This is a genomic window from Pseudarthrobacter sp. 10T415 (genome assembly GCF_056394175.1).
This window is the reverse complement of sequence record NZ_JBFTHJ010000004.1, coordinates 185568-203847: the sequence shown is the minus strand read 5'-3', so window position 1 is coordinate 203847 and position 18280 is coordinate 185568. Positions and strand designations below refer to the sequence as shown.

The 18280-nt window shown below is 64.5% G+C and carries 13 protein-coding genes; 12 read left to right on the top strand and 1 reads right to left on the bottom strand.

Going from position 1 to position 18280, the window contains the following annotated elements; genetic code table 11:
* Nucleotides 1-62: 62 nt before the first annotated feature.
* Complete coding sequence (locus AC1DBN_RS08365) at nucleotides 63-3362, top strand: glycosyl hydrolase (RefSeq protein ID WP_477722991.1); 3300 nt, start codon at nucleotides 63-65, stop codon at nucleotides 3360-3362.
* A 67-nt stretch (nucleotides 3363-3429) separates the two neighbouring features.
* Here AC1DBN_RS08365 and AC1DBN_RS08360 read toward each other — a convergent pair whose 3' ends face one another.
* Nucleotides 3430-5001 carry an MFS transporter gene (locus tag AC1DBN_RS08360; protein WP_157693514.1) on the bottom strand — a complete coding sequence of 524 codons (1572 nt, stop codon included), beginning with the start codon at nucleotides 4999-5001 and terminating at the stop codon, nucleotides 3430-3432.
* Between the two features lie 267 nt (nucleotides 5002-5268).
* Here AC1DBN_RS08360 and AC1DBN_RS08355 point away from each other — a divergent pair, with 267 nt between their 5' ends.
* From AC1DBN_RS08355 to AC1DBN_RS08305, 11 genes are all read left to right on the top strand, one after another.
* On the top strand, nucleotides 5269-6483 hold the full coding sequence (locus AC1DBN_RS08355; protein WP_157693515.1) for a flavin reductase: 1215 nt from the start codon (nucleotides 5269-5271) through the stop codon (nucleotides 6481-6483).
* Between the two features lie 79 nt (nucleotides 6484-6562).
* Nucleotides 6563-7576 (top strand): LysR family transcriptional regulator, encoded by a 1014-nt coding sequence (locus AC1DBN_RS08350; RefSeq protein ID WP_091723517.1) that lies wholly within the window; start codon nucleotides 6563-6565, stop codon nucleotides 7574-7576.
* Between the two features lie 25 nt (nucleotides 7577-7601).
* Nucleotides 7602-8738, top strand: coding sequence for an LLM class flavin-dependent oxidoreductase (locus tag AC1DBN_RS08345; protein WP_477722990.1), 1137 nt, complete (start codon nucleotides 7602-7604; stop codon nucleotides 8736-8738).
* Nucleotides 8735-11188 (top strand): beta-glucosidase, encoded by a 2454-nt coding sequence (locus AC1DBN_RS08340; protein WP_091723520.1) that lies wholly within the window; start codon nucleotides 8735-8737, stop codon nucleotides 11186-11188. Before AC1DBN_RS08345 ends, AC1DBN_RS08340 begins: the two co-directional genes overlap by 4 nt.
* On the top strand, nucleotides 11185-11850 hold the full coding sequence (locus tag AC1DBN_RS08335) for a TetR/AcrR family transcriptional regulator (RefSeq protein ID WP_091723521.1): 666 nt from the start codon (nucleotides 11185-11187) through the stop codon (nucleotides 11848-11850). Before AC1DBN_RS08340 ends, AC1DBN_RS08335 begins: the two co-directional genes overlap by 4 nt.
* A gap of 145 nt (nucleotides 11851-11995) precedes the next feature.
* Nucleotides 11996-12298 carry a hypothetical protein gene (locus tag AC1DBN_RS08330; protein ID WP_091723523.1) on the top strand — a complete coding sequence of 101 codons (303 nt, stop codon included), beginning with the start codon at nucleotides 11996-11998 and terminating at the stop codon, nucleotides 12296-12298.
* Nucleotides 12299-12992: 694 nt separating this feature from the next.
* Nucleotides 12993-14012: a VOC family protein gene (locus AC1DBN_RS08325; protein ID WP_091723525.1), complete on the top strand. Its 1020-nt coding sequence runs from the start codon at nucleotides 12993-12995 to the stop codon at nucleotides 14010-14012.
* Nucleotides 14013-14018: 6 nt separating this feature from the next.
* Complete coding sequence (locus AC1DBN_RS08320) at nucleotides 14019-14981, top strand: fumarylacetoacetate hydrolase family protein (protein WP_477722989.1); 963 nt, start codon at nucleotides 14019-14021, stop codon at nucleotides 14979-14981.
* On the top strand, nucleotides 14978-16012 hold the full coding sequence (locus AC1DBN_RS08315) for a cyclase family protein (protein WP_091723528.1): 1035 nt from the start codon (nucleotides 14978-14980) through the stop codon (nucleotides 16010-16012). The genes AC1DBN_RS08320 and AC1DBN_RS08315 overlap by 4 nt, the downstream gene beginning before the upstream one ends.
* Nucleotides 16013-16073: 61 nt before the next feature.
* On the top strand, nucleotides 16074-17198 hold the full coding sequence (locus tag AC1DBN_RS08310; protein ID WP_091723530.1) for an FAD-dependent monooxygenase: 1125 nt from the start codon (nucleotides 16074-16076) through the stop codon (nucleotides 17196-17198).
* Complete coding sequence (locus tag AC1DBN_RS08305; RefSeq protein ID WP_091723532.1) at nucleotides 17195-18271, top strand: amidohydrolase family protein; 1077 nt, start codon at nucleotides 17195-17197, stop codon at nucleotides 18269-18271. The genes AC1DBN_RS08310 and AC1DBN_RS08305 overlap by 4 nt, the downstream gene beginning before the upstream one ends.
* Nucleotides 18272-18280 lie beyond the last annotated feature (9 nt).

Below are 18280 nucleotides of genomic sequence, written 5' to 3'. Positions count from 1 at the left end.
GCTGAAACAGGATGCTCCGGTCCGAGCCGGTTCTTCACCCACCACCACCTAAGGATGTTTCCGTGAGCGACGACGCCACGCCTGCCCCGCCCGCTGCCGACCCCCTGTTCTCCGGCTTTGTGGATCCTCCCCGTTCTGCACGCCCCAGGGTGTGGTGGCACTGGATGGACGGGAACGTTGATCCAAAGGGGATCGTGAAAGACCTTGAATGGCTTGCAGCGTCTGGCGCCGGCGGGGTCCAGGCCTTCACAGGCTCCATGGGTATCCCCCAGTACACCCGGGAGCGCGTCTCTTTCCGTTCTCCGGCATGGCAGACGGCCATCTCCTGCGCGGCCTCCACGTCCGCAAGGCTGGGACTTGAACTGGCGGTGGCTACCTCGGCCGGTTGGAGCGCCACGGGAGGGCCCTGGGTGGCTCCGCACGCCGGTATGAAGAAACTCGTATGGAGCACCACCGCGGTGACCGCTGGCCAGCCGGACCTGCCGCGGTTGGCTGCACCGCCGTCGGCATCCGGCCCGTACCAGGACATCCCCTTCGGGGCGATCCGCAATGATCCCGTCGGCGTCCCGGACTTTTACGACGACGTGGCCGTGCTGGCTTTTCCCCGGCGGGACAGCCACTTTCCCCTGACGCCCGCGCGGATGAGTGCCAGTGGAACCGCGCCCGGAGATCGGCCGCCGGACTCCTTGGCCGACGGAAGGTTCTGGCCAACTGCAACGGTTGACGCCGCTTCAGGCACCGCGTGGGTGACAGCTGAATTCGAGCAGCCAACGGCCGTTTCCTCAGTCCGGGTTGGCCTGCCTGCCTCGCGGGGTTTCGCTGCTGCTCCTGCACCAAAGGCGCACGTGGAAGCGAGCACTGACGGCAACACGTTCAGCAAGGTAGCCGATCTCCCGACATCTGGGTCGCCCGTCCGGTCCGCAAGTTTTCCCACGATCACAGCACGCTATTTCCGGCTTGTCCTGGAGACCGGGAAGGGCCGCCAATTCCCGTTGGCGCCAGGAATCAGGCCGCTGCCATTCGCACTTCCCGGGGACAATGAAACGTTCGGGATCTCTGCATTCCAGCTGTTCTCCGGTGCCCGGGTGGTCCGGTCCGAGGAAAAGGCCGGCTACGCTCCGGTACCCGACTTTTACGCGCTCGACGGCGATCCTTGCCAATCGTCGAGCGCCGTCCAGCCGCAGGACATCATCGATGTCACCGCGTTCCTCGGCGCCGACGGCGTGCTGGACTGGACACCGGACAGCGGGGAATGGACCCTCCTGCGATACGGCTATTCGCTGACAGGGCACCTCAACGCCCCCGCACCCATCGACGCCACCGGCCTGGAAGTGGACAAGCTGGACGCGGACTTGGTGGCCGGGTACTTCAGCGATTTCCTGGGTTTTTTCGAAGAGGCCCTGGGCAGCGGCTTGGACGGGGTGTCGGCGCTGCTCAGTGACAGCATCGAATCGGGCCCGCAGAACTGGACGGGTGCCATGCGCGCCGAGTTTAAGAAGCGGCGTGGTTACGATCTGCTGCCCTGGCTTCCAGCCGTCAGCGGCATCATTGTAGGCACCACCGAGCAGAGCGACGCCTTCCTGTGGGACTTCCGGACCACCATTTCGGAGCTCCTCGCCGAAAACCATTACGGAACAATCGCCGGAATTGCCCGGGAACGCGGACTGAAATACTACGCCGAGGCCCTCGAGGACCACCGCCCGCAACTTGGCGACGACATCGAAATGCGCTCTCACGCAGATGTTCCCATGGGTGCCATGTGGTGCTATGAGCCGGACGAAGGACCACAAGCCACCTACGTTGCCGATCTCCGGGGCGCCGCGTCCGTGACCCACATTTACGGAAAGGCTGCCACCGGGGCCGAGTCCATGAGCGCATTCGGCAAGCCCTTCAGCTTCACCCCGCGCACGCTCAAACCCATTGTGGACATGGAATTTGCCCTCGGGGTCAACCTCCTGAACATCCATACCTCACCCCATCAACCCGAAGCCGTCCCCAAGCCCGGGATCACGTTGTCCCCCTACCTGGGGCAATCCTTCACGCGCAACGAAACCTGGGCGCACGCGGCGAAGCCGTGGCTCGATTACCTTGGCCGGTGCAGCTACCTGCTGCAGCAAGGCACCTACGCCGCGAACATCGCCTACTTCTACGGTGAGGAAGCGCCCGTCACCGGTGTCTTCGGCGACGCCGCCCCGGAAGTCCCGGACGGCCACGGCTTCGATTTGATCAATCTGGACGGGCTGCAGAATCATCTCACCGTCAAGCCCGACGGCGGCCTGCTCACCACCGGCGGAACCGAATACCGCCTGCTGTATCTCGGGGGATCCAGCCACCGGATGACGCTTAAGGCCCTGCGGCGGCTTGCTGAGCTGCTGGACGCTGGTGCCCTTGTGGCCGGATGGCGTCCCGAACGTTCGCCCAGCCAGAGCGACGATCCCGCACAGTGGGCTGCCGCCGTCGAACACCTCTGGGGCAGACATCCCGGCTTGATTGACCTCGCCGGAGTGGCTGCGGCTGATGGTGTCACTACGGCACTAGCCCAGGCCGGGGTTGAGCCCAGCTGGATTTTGGAGGCGTCAGAGACGGCGAACCTCCCTGTCATCCACCGGGAGTTGCAGGACGCAGAACTGTTTTTCATCAGCAACCAACGGGAACAGGCCGAACAGATCAGCGCTTCCCTCAGGGGTGAGGGAACCGCAGCGGAGTTGTGGGACCCGGTGGCTGCTTCCCGGACGCCTCTCGCGGTCAGGACGGCGGCGGGAAGGACGGAAGTTGACCTGCACCTGGAACCATTCGGCTCGGCGTTCATCCTGCTGCGCAGGACCGGAGGTGGCACGGAGAGCACCCCTGATGCGCACTGCGACACCGCCGTCGCGCATGCGATGGAAGGTCCTTGGGAAGTGACCTTCCACGGCGATGGTCAGGATCCGTCCGGCCTCGTTTTGCCGGGCGCCGCACCGTGGGCCGGACCCGGAGCGGGCGCCCATGACGCCGACGTAACAGGCTTTTCGGGGACTGCAACGTACCGCCACGAGTTCTCAGCGGACGGGTTGGTGCCCACGCCGGGCAAGCGCCTGCTCCTGGACCTGGGCGGAGTGAATGACCTGGCAGAGGTAAGGGTCAATGGCAGTACCGTGGGCACTTTGTGGACCTATCCGTTCCGCCTTGACGTCACAGACGCGATCCGGGCCGGCTGCAATGTTGTGGAGATAGCCGTGACAAACACTTGGTGGAACAGGCTGGCCCGCGATGCCGCAGAGGGGAACCTCACCCGCCCTGCGGCATCCATCTTTGAACCGGACGCACCATCCATGCCGGCTGGCCTGCACGGCCCGGTGCAGTTGCTGGTCCTTGGGGACTGACCCGGAACGGCAGACGGGAACGCCCGTTACTCCGCCACAGACTGCGGTGGAGTAACGGGCGTTGCTGCTACCGGTCCTTGTGGTCTGCCAAGCGCTGCTCCGGCATGAAGACGGACAGCAGCACACCAACGGCAAAGATGCAGGCCAGCAATCCGAAGATCGGCAGGAAGGCATCGGTGTAAATGACCGCCACCCCGGACTGCAGCCCTGCCGGCAACTGCTGGACTGCTTGGGGATCCGTGACGGTGGAAGCGGGCACACCCAGGGTGTTCTCTGCTGCACCCCGTGCCAGCATGGTGGCGAAGAGACCGCCGAACACCGCTGTGCCCACCGTGACGCCGAGTTCACGAAGGTAGCCGAGTGAGGCGGTGACGCTGCCCACCACTGAGTGCGGCATCGCATTTTGTGCCGCCACAACAGTGATCTGCATGAAGCTGCCCACGGCCAAACCCAAAAGTGCCAACAGGATCCCCACCACCGGCAGTGGGGTACCGGGCTGCAGGAGCCTGAGGCCAATGGCTGCGGCAACGGCGAGGGCCGACCCGGCCAGGGGGAAGATCTTGTACCTCCCTGTACGGCTGACAAGCCATCCGGTGAGGTTCGTTGAAACCATCATTCCCAGGACCATTGGCAGGAGAATCATTCCGGCCACGGAAGCCGAGGTGGAGTACACCATCTGCACGTAGCTGGGGAGATATGCGACCACGCTGAAGAGGCCGGCACCTATAACCAGGCCCAGGCCGGCCGCATTGACGACGGGCCAGCTCTTGAACATTTGCATCGGAATCAGCGGGTGCTTGGACTGGATCTCCACCACCACAAAGAGCACACCGGAAACGGCCGCCAAGCCACCGATTGCCCAGAGAATCCCCACGGCGATATCCGGCTCCGTGCCCAGCGAAATCACCGCTACCAATGAACAGGTGAAAACCACCATCAGGAGGGTGCCGGGCCAATCGACGCCGCCCGATCCGCGGACGGTCTTCAGGCGGCGGAGGGAAAACGCCATAGCCAGAGCCAACAAGCCAACGGGAAGGTTGATCCAGAACACCCACCGCCACCCAACGGTGTCGGTAATGGCGCCGCCAACCAAGGGGCTGATGACTGTGGCAATTCCAAAAACCGATCCCAGCGGGCCGAGGTATTTGGCTCTTTGCCGTGGCGGTACAAGGTCGGCGATGATTGCCGGCGGGAGCACTCCGAGTCCTGCCCCGCCCAGTCCCTGGATGCCTCGGAACAAGGAAAGCTGGACCATGTCCTGGGCGAAACCGCACAGGACTGATGCCCCCAGGAATATGGTCAGGGCCACCATCAGGAGCATCGGCCGGCCGTACCGGTCCCCCAGCCGCCCGTAAACGGGCATGCCAACAGTCATCGCCAGCGTATAGGCCGTAATGATCCACGCCATGTGGCGTGCTCCGTCCAGCTCGCCCACGACGGTAGGCAGGGCTGTGGCCACGATGGTGTGGTCCAGGGCCCCCAGCAACACGATGATCAGCAACGCGGCGTAGAGCGGGCCGATCCGGACCTTGGGCGGCGCCTGGACTGATGCATCGGACGGTCCCAGCCGATCCGTGGCCGATGTTGAATGAAGGGCGGGAGAACCCTCAACGTCGTCCGGGCTGGTGGGAGGGGACAAGTTTGAACGGCGCACCGCAACCTCGTTCTGGGAGAGCCAGCAAGGTGGCTCGATACCGGCCAGATGCGCGCCCAGGGGAATGTTGACCCCCAACCGACGGGCCCAAAGGGCCCCGGTACCGCAACGAATCTACCATCGGCGCAGACCGCAACGCCGGGGCCTCCAACATTGGAATTCCCGATACTCCGCATACCCCGGAACTATTTCCACTGCCGCCCGTACCCCGCGTTTACTGGAGGAAATCTCAACGAAGAGGAGAGCAGAGAGATGGCACAAAGCATCCGCGCTTCCACTGCAGAAAACCAGGACACCAGCCCCGAAAACGCGGCTTGGTTCCGGTACGCCCTGGGTCAGTACCCCACCGGCGTCACCCTGATCACTGCCGCCCCCGATGACGACGAACCGGCGGGAATGGTGGTAGGTACCTTTAGTTCCGTCTCGTTGGATCCTCCGTTGGTGGCGTTCATGCCTGACGTCCGTTCCACGAGTTGGCCCAAGATCCGCGAGACGGGCTCTTTCTGCGCCAACGTCCTGACCGCCGGACAGCAGGATGTTTGCCGTGCGTTCTCCCGTAAAGCCGAGGACCGTTTCACGGCCAACCAATGGGGTGGCACTCCTTCCGGCAGCCCGCGTCTGGAAGGTGCAGCCGCTTGGATCGACTGCGATATTGAGGACGTCATCCGCTCCGGAGACCACGACATCGTGATTGGCCGCGTAAAAGCCCTGGGTGTGGGGTCCTCCAAGGAACTTCCGCTCCTTTTCCTGCGGGGTGGATACGGCTCGTTCACCATCCCCTCCATCGTTTCGCCGGCCACCGCCCTGACCCGGCACGTCAAGGCTGCGGACGCGGCGCGTCCGGTCATTGAAGCCCTGGCGGAAGCCTTGAAGCTCGAGGTCCTGGTCAGCGGATTGGTTGACGATTCCGTCGTCGTCCTGACGGCGGCCGGCGTGGACAGCTCTCCCGGGGGTTCGCCGTCACGGGTGGGAGTCTCCTTCGGCCTGGCCGCTCCGCTGGCTCCGCTGCACGTGGCGTGGGCGGGAGAAGCCGCGGAAAAGAGGTGGATCGAGAACGCCCGCGACGTGGTGGGTGAGGTTGATGCCACCCTTGCGCAGGCCGAGCTTGAGCAGGTGAGGTCCTTGGGCTACGCCATATCCGTGGATGTGGGCGCCGCAGCCGAATTCGAACGAATTGTGCACGTCCCCAGCGACACGGCGGCACCCGACCTCAGCGGCGTCCTGCCTCTTCTTATCGAGAGGGCAGCATCCTCCGGGCCTGCCGCATTGGATGATCCTGCAGGGGTTACGTCCTTGCACGCCCCCGTCTTCGATGCGGAAGGACAGGTGGCAGTAACGCTGACGCTGAACGGATTCTCGGGCAATGACCCCGTGTCACGCCTGGAAGCATGCCGCGACAGATTATTCGCTGCCGCACAATCGATCACCGGCGCGATCGGAGGTATCCATCCGGCCCAGAATTCCTAGCCCACAGGGAGCTGTTGACCTCGGATGTGGCGCGCCTCATAATTAGTATTAGTATTCTAATTCGGATTAGGAGAATCCCATGGTCAACCTACTGACTGCCGATCTCAACCTTTTGGTTGCCCTTGACGCTTTGCTGATGGAGCGAAACGTCACCCGGGCGGGGGCGAGGATCGGAATCAGCCAACCGGCCATGAGCTCTTCCCTGCAAAGGCTGCGCCGGCAATTTGATGATCAGTTGCTGACCCGGATTGGCTCGTCATATGAGCTCACTCCCCTGGCGCAGGTCCTCCAGGAGGACGTTTCGCAGATACTCCGGATGGTTGAACGCACGTTCGATGCGCAGGCTGTCTTTGACCCTGCACTCTCAACCCGCAGCTTCCGGATCGTCACGTCCGACTATTGCCTGACGGCTCTTTCCGGGACGTTGATGAACATGCTCCAGAAGGAGGCGCCGGGTGTGCAGGTGCACTTCGACGCCGTCACACCGCAGGCCGTGGAACGCATTAAGGAGACGCTCCAGAATGCGGATCTCATGCTCATACCCAAAGGGCACTTTTCCGGCTTCCCCCACACGGAGCTGTTCACGGACAACTGGGTGTGCGTCACTGGAGACACTTCAGCGGAGAAAACCCTGACAGTCGAGCAAATGCGCGACGCACGCTGGGCCAGGTTGTTCGGCACGGAAGTTGATTCAACGCTGGCTGATCGCCGGGTCTATGACCTTCAGCTGGGGGAAAAGACGGACATCATTGTTGACAGCTTCCTCATGCTGCCTTTCGCAGTAGCAGGGACGTCACGCCTCGCCCTTGTCCAGGAACGGCTGGCCCAGATGCTCGCATCCGTAGCCGGCGTCAAGATCATGCAGCTTCCCATCAGCCTCCCCACCTTGGTGGAGTGCGCTTGGTGGCACCCCTCCAAATCCCCGGACCCGGGGCACCAGTGGTTCCGTCGGCTTGTTGCCCGCGCAGCAGCAGAGCTTGATACGGCAACAGAGCCCGGAAGTGAGCCGGCTGCCCCAGGGTCCATCCACATTTCAGAACCATCCGAGGCAGAACGCCCTGAGCCGCTGACGGCCCAATACCTTCCTGCCTGACACCCTCATAACTTCAGGAGTTCCCATGCATTTCTCCCTGTTCCTCACCTCCCGTTCCCGCGGCCCCGAAGAAGACCGTGCTGTGATGCAGGCAATGGTGGAGCACGCCACCGACGCCGAGCAAAAGGGTTTTGACGCCGTCTTCCTCCCCGACCACCACTTCACCGGTTACGCCCCGCCGGCAAGCGATCCCTTCGTTTTCGCCGCGTACCTCGCCGGCAAACTGGAGCGCATGCACTTCGGCTTTTCCGTCCAGACCCTGGCCCTGCACCACCCGGTCCGGTTTGCCGAGCGGCTCGCACTGCTGGACCAGCTGACTGACGGCAAGCTTCTGGTGGGTGTCGGCAGCGGAACCACGCCGGAGGAAATGATCGGTTTCGGCGTGAACTACCAAGACAGCTCACGGTTGGCCAATGAGAACCTGGAGATCGCGGAGCGCCTCTGGGCCAAGCAACCCGGAGATGAGCCGGTCAGCTTTGACAACGGCCACTACCGCGGCGCAGTGGTGTCCCGAATCGTGCCCACGCCGTATACCAAGCCGGAACCCCGCGTCATGTCCGTGGCAGCGCGCCCTTCCAGCGTTGAGCGGGCAGCCAAGAAGGCCCAGCCGGCCTTCATCCTTGCCTTCACCCCGCCCATCATCGACAGCGGAAATGCCTATGAAGAAGTAAAGAAAAACTTCGGCATTTACCGCAGCGCCCTTGAAGCTGCGGGCCACTCGGAAGAGGCCGTCCGAGCCGCCCTGGAATGGACCACCCACTCCTACCAGCACGTGCACATCGCGGAGACCGATGAGCAAGCCGCAGCCGAGATGGACATCATCCTTCAGCAGTACCAAGAAACCGTTGAGCGCGAGCACGCTGCCAACAAGGCGGCCGAAGCCATCAGCGGTGTTGACTTGCGCCCCACTCCCGATGCCAGGACCGAAGGCTACAAGGGAACCTGGTGCCTCTACGGCAGCCCGGAAACCGTGGCCGCCGAGCTGCAGAAATACGCTGACCTGGGTATCGGCAATGTGCTCATGGCCGCGATGGGCGGGCCCCTCACGGACGAACGCCGCCGCTTTACTGCCCAGACCATGCGGCTCTTCGCAGAGCGCGTCCAGCCCCTGCTGCTGTCCAACGAAGCCGCCGCGGAGGCAGACAAGGTTGCAGCTCTGTGACCACCACCAGCGAACACGCTGACCCCGTACCCGCCGGGACGGAAATCGTTGGAGCAGAGCTCACCGGCGGTTTGAACGGCTGGAGCACCACAGCGAGCGCAGCCGCCGGGGTTGAAGAAATGGTCCTGCTGGACGGTCCCCTGGGAATCGTCAGCAAGGCCATGGACGAACGGGACACCTCCCTGATCATGCCTTCGGGAACAGCTCTGGGCGCCACGTGGAATCCGGAACTGGTTCGGGAAATAGGCCAGGTGATTGGCCAGCAGGGCGTCGAGCGTGGCGTCTCAGCCATCCTGGGCCCCAACCTGAACATGCCCCGGTCACCACTGACGGGCCGGGGTTTCGAGATGTTCTCGGAAGACCCCTACCTGACCGGCACGTTGGGGGCAGCATGGGTGGAGGGTCTCCAGTCGCAAGGCGTTGGTTCCTGCACCAAGCACGTGGTGGCCAACGACACCGAAACAGAACGACGCCGGATGAACTCGAGGGTGGAACAAGCCACCTTGAGGGAGACCTACCTGTTGCCGTTTGAGGTTACGGTGCGCGCTGCCAACCCGTGGATGTTGATGATGGCCTACAACCGGGTCAACGGCACCCACTGTTCCCAAAACGCGGACCTCATCAGCGTACTGAAAGAGGAGTGGCGTTACGACGGCGTGGTGGTATCCGACTGGTACGGCGTGGATGACACAGTGGCGGCCGCCAACGCCGGCCTGGATCTGGAAATGCCCGGGCCGGCCACCTACCTTGGCGGCCGCTTTGCTGAGGCCGTGGCCTCGGGCACGGTGGCACCGGAGCGTTTGGGTGACGCCGTGGAACGCGTCACCCGGCTCGCGGACCGGACAGGTCGCCGCACCGGCGCTACCTTACCGGCCCCCGCCCACGTGCGCAGCCGGGAGGAACAGCTGAAGGTGCTCCGCGAGGCCGCCGGCCAGTCGTTCGTGTTGCTCGAAAACAAGGACGCCACCCTGCCGTTGGACTTGTCCCGGGTGAAGACGCTGGCAGTTGTGGGACCCAATGCGGACAAACCGTGCTTCCAAGGCGGAACCTTCGCCACTGTGCGTCCCGAAGGCCAGGTGGTCACACCCCTGGACGCCATCCGCGAGGCAGCAGGTCCCGGCGTCGAGGTTCTTTACGAGCCCGGAGCCGCGCCGGCGTCGGCGTTGTCCCTGACGGAGCTCGGGAGTACGGCACCGGACGGAACGCCGGGCGTTCTTCTGGAGATCCTGCCGGCCGGAGAAGCTGACGACGTTCTGTACCGCGAGATCCGTAAGTCTTCAGCGTTCGTATGGTTTGGTCCCGTTCCGGGCCTGGGCGCGGGCGTTCCTGGCCGGGCACGCATTACGGCTCATGTAAACCTCTCCGCCCCTGCCCGCTGGATGGTGGGTGCCGGCGGGACCGGCGTCAGTTCACTCCGGGTTGATGGCCAGGAGGTGTTGGTGGTTCCTCCGCCCGCGCCCGATGACGTCATGGGAGTAGTTGCGCGCGCAGACACCCGGGAGATTCCCGTGGACCTGCCTGCAGGGACGGCGGAACTGGTGATCGACATGGCCTTCCAGCCCGGACGCGTGCAAGCGATCACGGCAGTGGCCACACCGGAACAAGTCACCGATCCGTTGTCCGCCGCTGTTGACCTGGCGGCGCGGGCAGACGCCGTGGTGGTGGTCATCGGCGATCAGCAAGGGTCATCCCGTGAAAGTGCGGACCGCACGACGGCGGCACTTGACCCCTCGAGCGACTGGCTGGTTGACGCTGTTGCCGGGGTGGCGGCCAACACCATCGTGGTGGTCAATGCCTCCCGTGCAGTGCTCCTGCCGTGGGCGGACAAGGTCAAAGCTGTACTGATGGCATGGTTCCCCGGGCAGGAATTCGGTCCTGCGTTGGCTGGAGTCCTGACCGGCAGCACCGCTCCGGCCGGCCGGCTGCCGGTGTCCTTCCCGGGCCGGAATGAAGATATTCCCGGCTGGGGAACAGCGTTGGATGCCGATCTCACGCTGGACTACTCAGCCAGCGAACCCATGGGTTACCGGCACTTCCAAACCGCGGAACTGCAACCCCGCTACCCCTTTGGCTACGGGCTCGGATACACCTCATTTGAGCTGGTTGATGCCGTTGCTTCCGCCAGTTCCTCCGTTTCGGCCCGGCAGGGGGACGGCGCTCATGGTGTCTCAGTGAGAGCAACGGTCACCAATACCGGCGCCTCCAGGGGCCGCGACGTTGTCCAGGCATACCTCAGGGCACCGCATGAAACGGACTTCAGGTTGGCCGGTTTTGCGGGCACCCATCTCGCCGCAGGCGAGAGCCGTGAGGTGGACATCGCACTCGAGCCCCTGTGCTTCCGGCGTTGGGATTCCACGGCTTCAGCCTGGGTTGTCCCGTCCGGAGAATGGGAAATCCGGACATCCCGGAACGCTGCGGCCGGGGGAATACTCTGTAGGATCCCCTTGTGACACTTCCGGACACAAAGTCCCGCGAGCCCAAACAGGCCAGGAGCCGCCAATCGTTTGAAAAGACGGTTGAGGCGGCCCTGGCCCTGCTCGAGGAGCGGGGAAACGACGAATTCACCCTGGCCGAAGTCAGCGCGCACGCCGGAGTATCCATCGGTTCCATCTATGCCCGCTTTCAAGGCAAAGACGAGCTCATCCGCGTTGCCCACGGCCGCAAGATGGACAACATCGACGCTGTCTCAGACCACCTTTTCGGGGCCTTGCGGCTGGACCCCCGGGCACCGCTGAAGAGTTACGCCCAGGAAGCGGTCAACCTCACCATCGAGATCCTCCGCCGGTATGCCGATATCCTGCGCCCCTTCATGCTGCGGGCCACCCAGGACGAGACGATCTCGAAGCGGGGCGCGGCTGCCCACGCCGTGATGGCGGCGCACTTCGCCGACGTCCTGCGGTCGTGGCCGGGCGGCTACCTTGGGCAGCCGGATATCGACTGGAGTTTCAACGTTGCCTACAGCGTGGTGGCACGCCGTCTGGGCCTTGGCAGCACCACTGAGGGTAGCGGTGACGTGGAATGGCCGGATATCGCTGAAAAACTTGCCGGAATGGTGGCTTCCTACCTTCTGGCCGAGCTGGACGGGTCCAACCGCGAGAGTGCTCGCCCCTAACCGCCCGCATCCTGGGCGCAGCTTTTGATCCGGCGTGCATAACTATTCCGAATACCGGCCATCAGGAACCTCGTCTTCCCGGCCCTCCGCGGCATCGGCATAGTGGAATCAAATACGCATTCTCCTTGAGCGATAGGAATTCCACATGCACGTTCGCGTCAGCCCCGGTTCAGTTGCCCTTGACGAGCCCGATGATTGCTCCAGCTTCAAGGTGCTCTTATCCGAGGAGGCAAGGGAGGACCTGCCGGGCCTACTGGCGTCCGCGTCAGCCGGGAAAATCGACCATGACGACGTCATGGTTTCGGTGGATTGGATCAAAGGGGAATGCGCCGGGAGGATCGGCATGGGGTGGAACTACCGCTTTGCCAACATGCTTGTCTACGCCGCCGGCAAAGGCTGGCTCAGCCAAGACGGCACCCACGTCAGGGCGCATGTGGAGGCGCTATAACTCCCGTAAACGTCAGAGGCCCCGATGCACAGTGCATCGGGGCCTCTGACGTTTACCCGCTCTGCTGAACGGGTTCCACGCAAGAGCATGTTCATGCCAAAGACTGCCGAACCAGCCCATAGGGAACACTCGGGTGGGCCCGTACCACGTACCGGTCCTCCCCTATGCGGGAAATCAGGATGCCGATTCTGTGCTCTGCTGCGGCCACCGAGACAACTGCCACTGCATCGTCCAGTGCGTCGGGGCCCGTGGAATGTGCGGCCGCTGATACTTCCAGCATGCCGATGGGGCGGAGCGCTCCCGGGCCTGATGCTGCGTGTGCTGTCGGTGCTGTCTGTGGGCTGTTCGCTGAGGTGTGCATGTGAGGCGTTCCAAAGAGTTCGGGGGCGATTGAGCCGCTGGGCACCAGCCTGGCTGCGGGCGGCAGCCAGATCGGTGAAACGCCCCCAAAGCTAACCGAATTGAGGCAGCTCGCGGAAATAGTAATCGGCGATAGCCGGCATTTACTTTCCCTATGTCCCTGAACTGCCGCTGACAGGAAAAGGAACGCAGGAACCACCCGGCGGCTTCGGGTATTTGCGGCATGAATGATCGATATAGAAAAAGTGCGCTTCCCCCGATGGTGGGGGTCCTCCAGAGTGGATACAGGACCTGCAGCAAACCGATAGCAGCCAGTACACAGAAGGAATTCAGCGTGGAAACTCCCCTCTCCCATCTTGCCCACCTTGAGATCACCACCCCCGACGTTGAAGCCTCGGCCAAGTTCTACGAGGAAAAGTTCGGAATGCGCATCATTGACCGAGTGGATGGCAACGTCTACCTGCGCTGCTGGGGCGACTACTACCGCTACAGCTTGGTCATCACCGAAGGCCCCGAGGCCACCCTCGGCCGCATGGCCTGGCGCACCAATTCGCAGGCAGCCCTCGAAGCCGCCGCCCAGCGCATCGAAACCACCGGTGTCCAGGGCACCTGGACCGCCGGCGGCCACGGCTACGGCAAGGCCTACGAGTTCACCGGTCCCTACGGCCACCACATGCGCCTGTTCTACGAGGTGGAAAAGTTCGTCGCCGAACCCGGCTTTGAATCCATCTACCCGGACCGCCCCGAGCGCCGCAGCAGCCACGCCGCCGCCCCGCGCTTCCTGGACCACGTCACCGTCGCCAGCTCCGACGTCCGCGGCTTCGCCAAGTGGTACAACGAGGCCCTCGGCTTCCGCGTCATGGCATTCGTGGACCTGGACGAAGCTCCCATCACCGTCTTCTCGGTCCTGACCACCAACGAAAAGTCCCACGACCTCGGCGTCGTCCTGGACACCTCCAACCGCCCCGGCCGCGTCAACCACATCGCATTCTGGGTGGATGCCACCGAGGACCTGCTCCGCACCGCGGACGTCATGATGGAAAACGGCACCCCCATGGAATACGGCCCCTCCATCCACGGCGTCGGCGAGCAGAACTTCCTCTACTTCCGTGACCCGTCCGGCATGCGCGTTGAGCTCAACTCCGGCGGCTACCGCAACTACGTTCCGGACTGGGAAGCCAACACCTGGAAGCCGTCCGAGGGTTCGAACAACTTCTACAAGAACGGCGCCATGCCCCACTCCATGACCGAGTCCTTCCCGCCTGCCGAGGGTTTCACCGCCACTGAGGAAGGTGCCTCCCCGGAAATGAAGGAAGCACTCCTGAACCCTTACGCCCAGCAGGGCCGGGGCTAAGTCACCATGGATGAAACCACTTATGCACTCATCCGCTTCCAGGAACCCGGAGACAGTAAGGCCCGCTCGGGCCTGCTCGTTGGCGACCGCGTCCTGCCGCTGGATTCGGACATCAATTCCCTGATCGAGCACTGGGACAGCATGGAAACAGAGCTGGACTCCCTCGCTGCCTCCGCAGGCGGGGACACCGGACTGGACCGCGCCGCCGTCGAAATCCTTGCACCCGTTGAGCCCGCCCAGGTCCTGCAGACCGGCGCCAACTACCGCAAGCACGTCATCGACCTGGCTGTGGCACACCGCGAGGCAGGGCAGGATGCGGAGGAAGTCCGGGCCAAGACGGCAGCCATGATGGACAAGCGCGCGGGCCAGGGCACGCCGTACTTCTTCATCGGGCTCCCGACGGCGGTCGCTTCCGCCACGGACGACCTCACCTTGCCGTCCTACTCCAAGTCCCACGACTGGGAATTGGAACTGGCGGCAGTGATCGGCAAGACAGCGTTCCGGGTGACCCCCGAAGAAGCGCTCGAGCATGTGTTTGGCTACACGATGGTCAACGACATCACCACCCGTGAATATGTGTTCCGCAAGGACATGCCCGCCATCGGCTCGGACTGGTACCGCGCCAAGAACGCCCCCGGATTCCTTCCCACCGGCCCCCTGCTGGTGCCGGCCAAGTTCTTCGGTGACCCCCAGGACGTCCAGGTGACGCTGAAGCTCAACGGCCAGGCCATGCAGGACGAGTCCACGCAGGACATGATCTTCGGCGTAGCCAAGCTGGTCAGCGAGGCTTCGCAGATCATGCCGCTGCGCCCGGGCGACCTGGTCCTCACCGGCAGCCCGGCCGGCAACGGCCAGCACTGGGGCCGGCTCCTCCAGGACGGCGACGTCATGGAAGGCACCATCACCGGCCTGGGCACCCAACTCATCCACTGCAAGGACGAAACCACCACCGAAAGCAGCAAGCAGTGACCGCACAGGACACAGCAACCGGCACCGGGGAATCAGCCACTGATTCCACGGTTATCCGGCGTGAAGACCCGCTCGGCAGCATCCGCGCCATGGCTGCAGCCCACAACAACTGGGGCCGCTGGGGCCAGGACGACGTGCTGGGCACCCTTAACTTCATCGAAGCCGCCAAACGCGTCGAGGCCGCCGCCCTGGTCACAACCGGCGAGGCGTTCTCGCTGTCCCAGCCGTTCGACACCAACGGGCCACAGAAAGGCTGGCGCCGCCGCACCAACCCGGTCCACACCATGACGGACACCGGAGTGGACGCCGAACGCGGCAACCAGGGTTTCCCCCATGGCTTCGGTGGGGCGGACGACGTCATCGCCATGCCGTTGCAGTGCTCCACCCAGTGGGACGGACTGGGCCACATCTTCGACCAGGGCAAGGCCTGGAACGGCCGCGCCGCCGGCGACGTGGTCACCTCCGAAGGCGATCTGGTCACCGGCATCGAAACAGCGGCCGCCAAGATCGCCACCCGGGGTGTGTTGCTCGACGTCGGCCGCGCCCTGGGCCCCGAGCTGGGACGGAACGACGGCGAACTGCCGGACGGCTTCGCCATCACCCCCGAACACCTCCAGCGGACCATCGACCTGCAGGGACCCAGCTCCCAAGTGCGCCGCGGTGACATCGTGGTGATCCGCACCGGCCAGTACACCCGCGTCCGGCGCGACGGCTGGGGCGACTACGCCGGCGGAGCCGCTCCCGGACTGTCCTTCAGCACCGCACCGTGGCTGCACTGCAGCGAAATCGCCGGGATCGCCACCGACACCTGGGGCTTCGAGGTCCGCCCCAACGAATTCGACGGCGCGTTCCAGCCCCTCCACCAGATCGCCATCCCCAACCTGGGACTGTTCCTCGGCGAGATGTGGGATCCGGACGCTCTCGCGGAGGCGTGCGCGGCGGACGGCAGGTACGACTTCCTGCTCACCGCAGCCCCGTTACCCATCACCGGTGCGGTCGGCTCACCCGTCAACCCGATCGCCCTGCGGTAGCACTCGGGTAGCTCCACTCAGAACAATCACCAGTAACGCCGTCAATACAAAGGAGTCAGCGATGGCAGCAGTACAGAACGTCGGAATCGTTGGGGCGGGAGCCGCCGGGCTGGCCGCTGCCATCCTCCTGGCCGATGCAGGAATCCGGGTGGAGATCCTGGAAAAGGCAGCCGCCCCGCAGACCCTCGGGTCCGGAATCACCCTGCAGGGGAACGCCCTCCGGGTCCTCCGGCAGCTCGGCGTCTGGGACCGGGTGGAGGCCAAGGGCTACGGGTTCAGCACCCTGGGCCTGCGCGCCCCGGACCCCAACGGCACAGTCCTGGCAGTCCTTGAGGACATCCGTACCGGCGGCGATGACCTCCCGGCCACCATGGGCATGTACCGGCCGGACCTCACCGCCATCCTCCGCGAACGCGCCGAGCAGGCGGGCGCACGCATCAGTTATGGCAGGAGCGTCACGGAGATAACGGACGACGGCGGGTCCGTCACCGTACGCACGGCCGATGGCACCGCCGCCAGCTACGACCTCCTGATCGGCGCTGACGGGCTGCACTCCGCCGTCCGCAAGGCGATCGGTATCGACGTCGAGCCCAGGCCCACGGGCATGGGCATCTGGCGCGCGTTCGTCGAGCGGCCTGAAGAAGTGGTCCGCACCGACCTCACGTACGGCGGCCCCTGCTTCATCGCCGGCTACTGCCCCACGGGCCAGGACACCATCTACGCCTACCTGGTGGAAAAGGCGCAGGAGCGCAAACATGAGGACGGCCCCCGCATCATGGCCGAACTCGCCGCAGCCTACGGCGGACCGTGGAACGAAATCCGCGGCAACCTGGACCACAGCGCCCGCATCAACTACACCTGGTTCACCACCCACCTGGTCGACGGACCATGGAACCGCGGCCGTACCGTCATCATCGGCGACGCCGCGCACAGCTGCCCGCCCACAGTGGCCCAGGGCGCTGCCATGGCTTTGGAGGACGCTGCCGTCCTGGTCGAACTGCTGATCAGCGCCGACCACGTCACCGAAACCCTGTTCAAGGAGTTCACTGACCGCCGCCTGGACCGTGCCACGGCAGTGGTCAACGCCTCGGTGCAGCTGGGCCAATGGATGCTCGACGGCGTCCGCGACGCCGATGTGCCCGGCCTGATGAACTCACTTTCCACCATGTTGAAGGACCCCGCATGAGCAACCTTTCCACGGACGCGCCGTCCCCCATCATCGACGTCCACGCGCACATCCTGCTTCCGGCCCTGCAGCAGCTGGTGGCCGAGGCCGACCCCGAGGGCTTCGGTGCCCAGCAGGGGCTGGAGGTGCGTCGCAACGGGCCCGAATCGATGGCCGCGTCAGGGAAGATGATCAAGGAGTGCTGGCCGCAGCTGACGGACCTGGACCGCCGGCTCGCTGACATGGACGCCCAGGGCGTGGAGGTGCAGCTGGTCTCGCCGTCGCCGTCGCACTTCTACTACTTCGCGGGCGAGGAACTCTCGCTCCAGCTGGCCCGTTCAGCCAACCAGGCCGTGAGGGACTTCGTGGACCGCGCTCCGGACCGACTCAACGGCCTTGGCCTGGCTCCGCTGCAGCACCCGCACCTCATGGTGGAAGCCCTGGAACACGCGGTACTGGAGTGCGGACTGCTTGGCGTGGAAATCGGTTCTTTCGCCGCCACCCCCGGCGGGGACCGGACCACGGTTGAGCTGAGCGACCCGCGGCTGGAACCGTTCTGGTCCCGGGCCGGGGAGCTGGGCGCCCTGGTCTTCCTGCACCCGTTCGGCTGCTCACTGGATGAGCGGCTGGACCGCTTCTACCTCGCCAACACGGTCTCCCAGCCCGCCGAAAACGCCGTCGCCCTGTCCCATCTGATCTTCTCCGGCGTCCTGGACCGCCATCCGGACCTCAAGGTCCTGGCCGCACACGGGGGCGGGTACCTGCCCACCACCCTGGGCCGCTCCGACCGCGCCTGGCGGGTCCGGCCCGAGGCACACGGCTGCGCCGAACCGCCGTCGTCCTACCTGAAGAAGCTCTACTTCGATTCCCTGGTGCACAGCCCGGCCGAGCTGGCGGCCCTCGTGGCTGCCGCCGGCCCGGGCCAGGTGCTGCTCGGCTCCGACTACCCCTTCGACATGGGCTCAGACCAGCCTGTGGCGGAGGTTGTCGATGCGCAGCTTCCGGCGGAAGACCAGTCCAAGGTCCTCGCCGGGAACGCCGCCGCCCTTGGCATCACCCCAGCCTCAACCCGTACCGTCAGCCACACAGCCTAAGGAACAGAT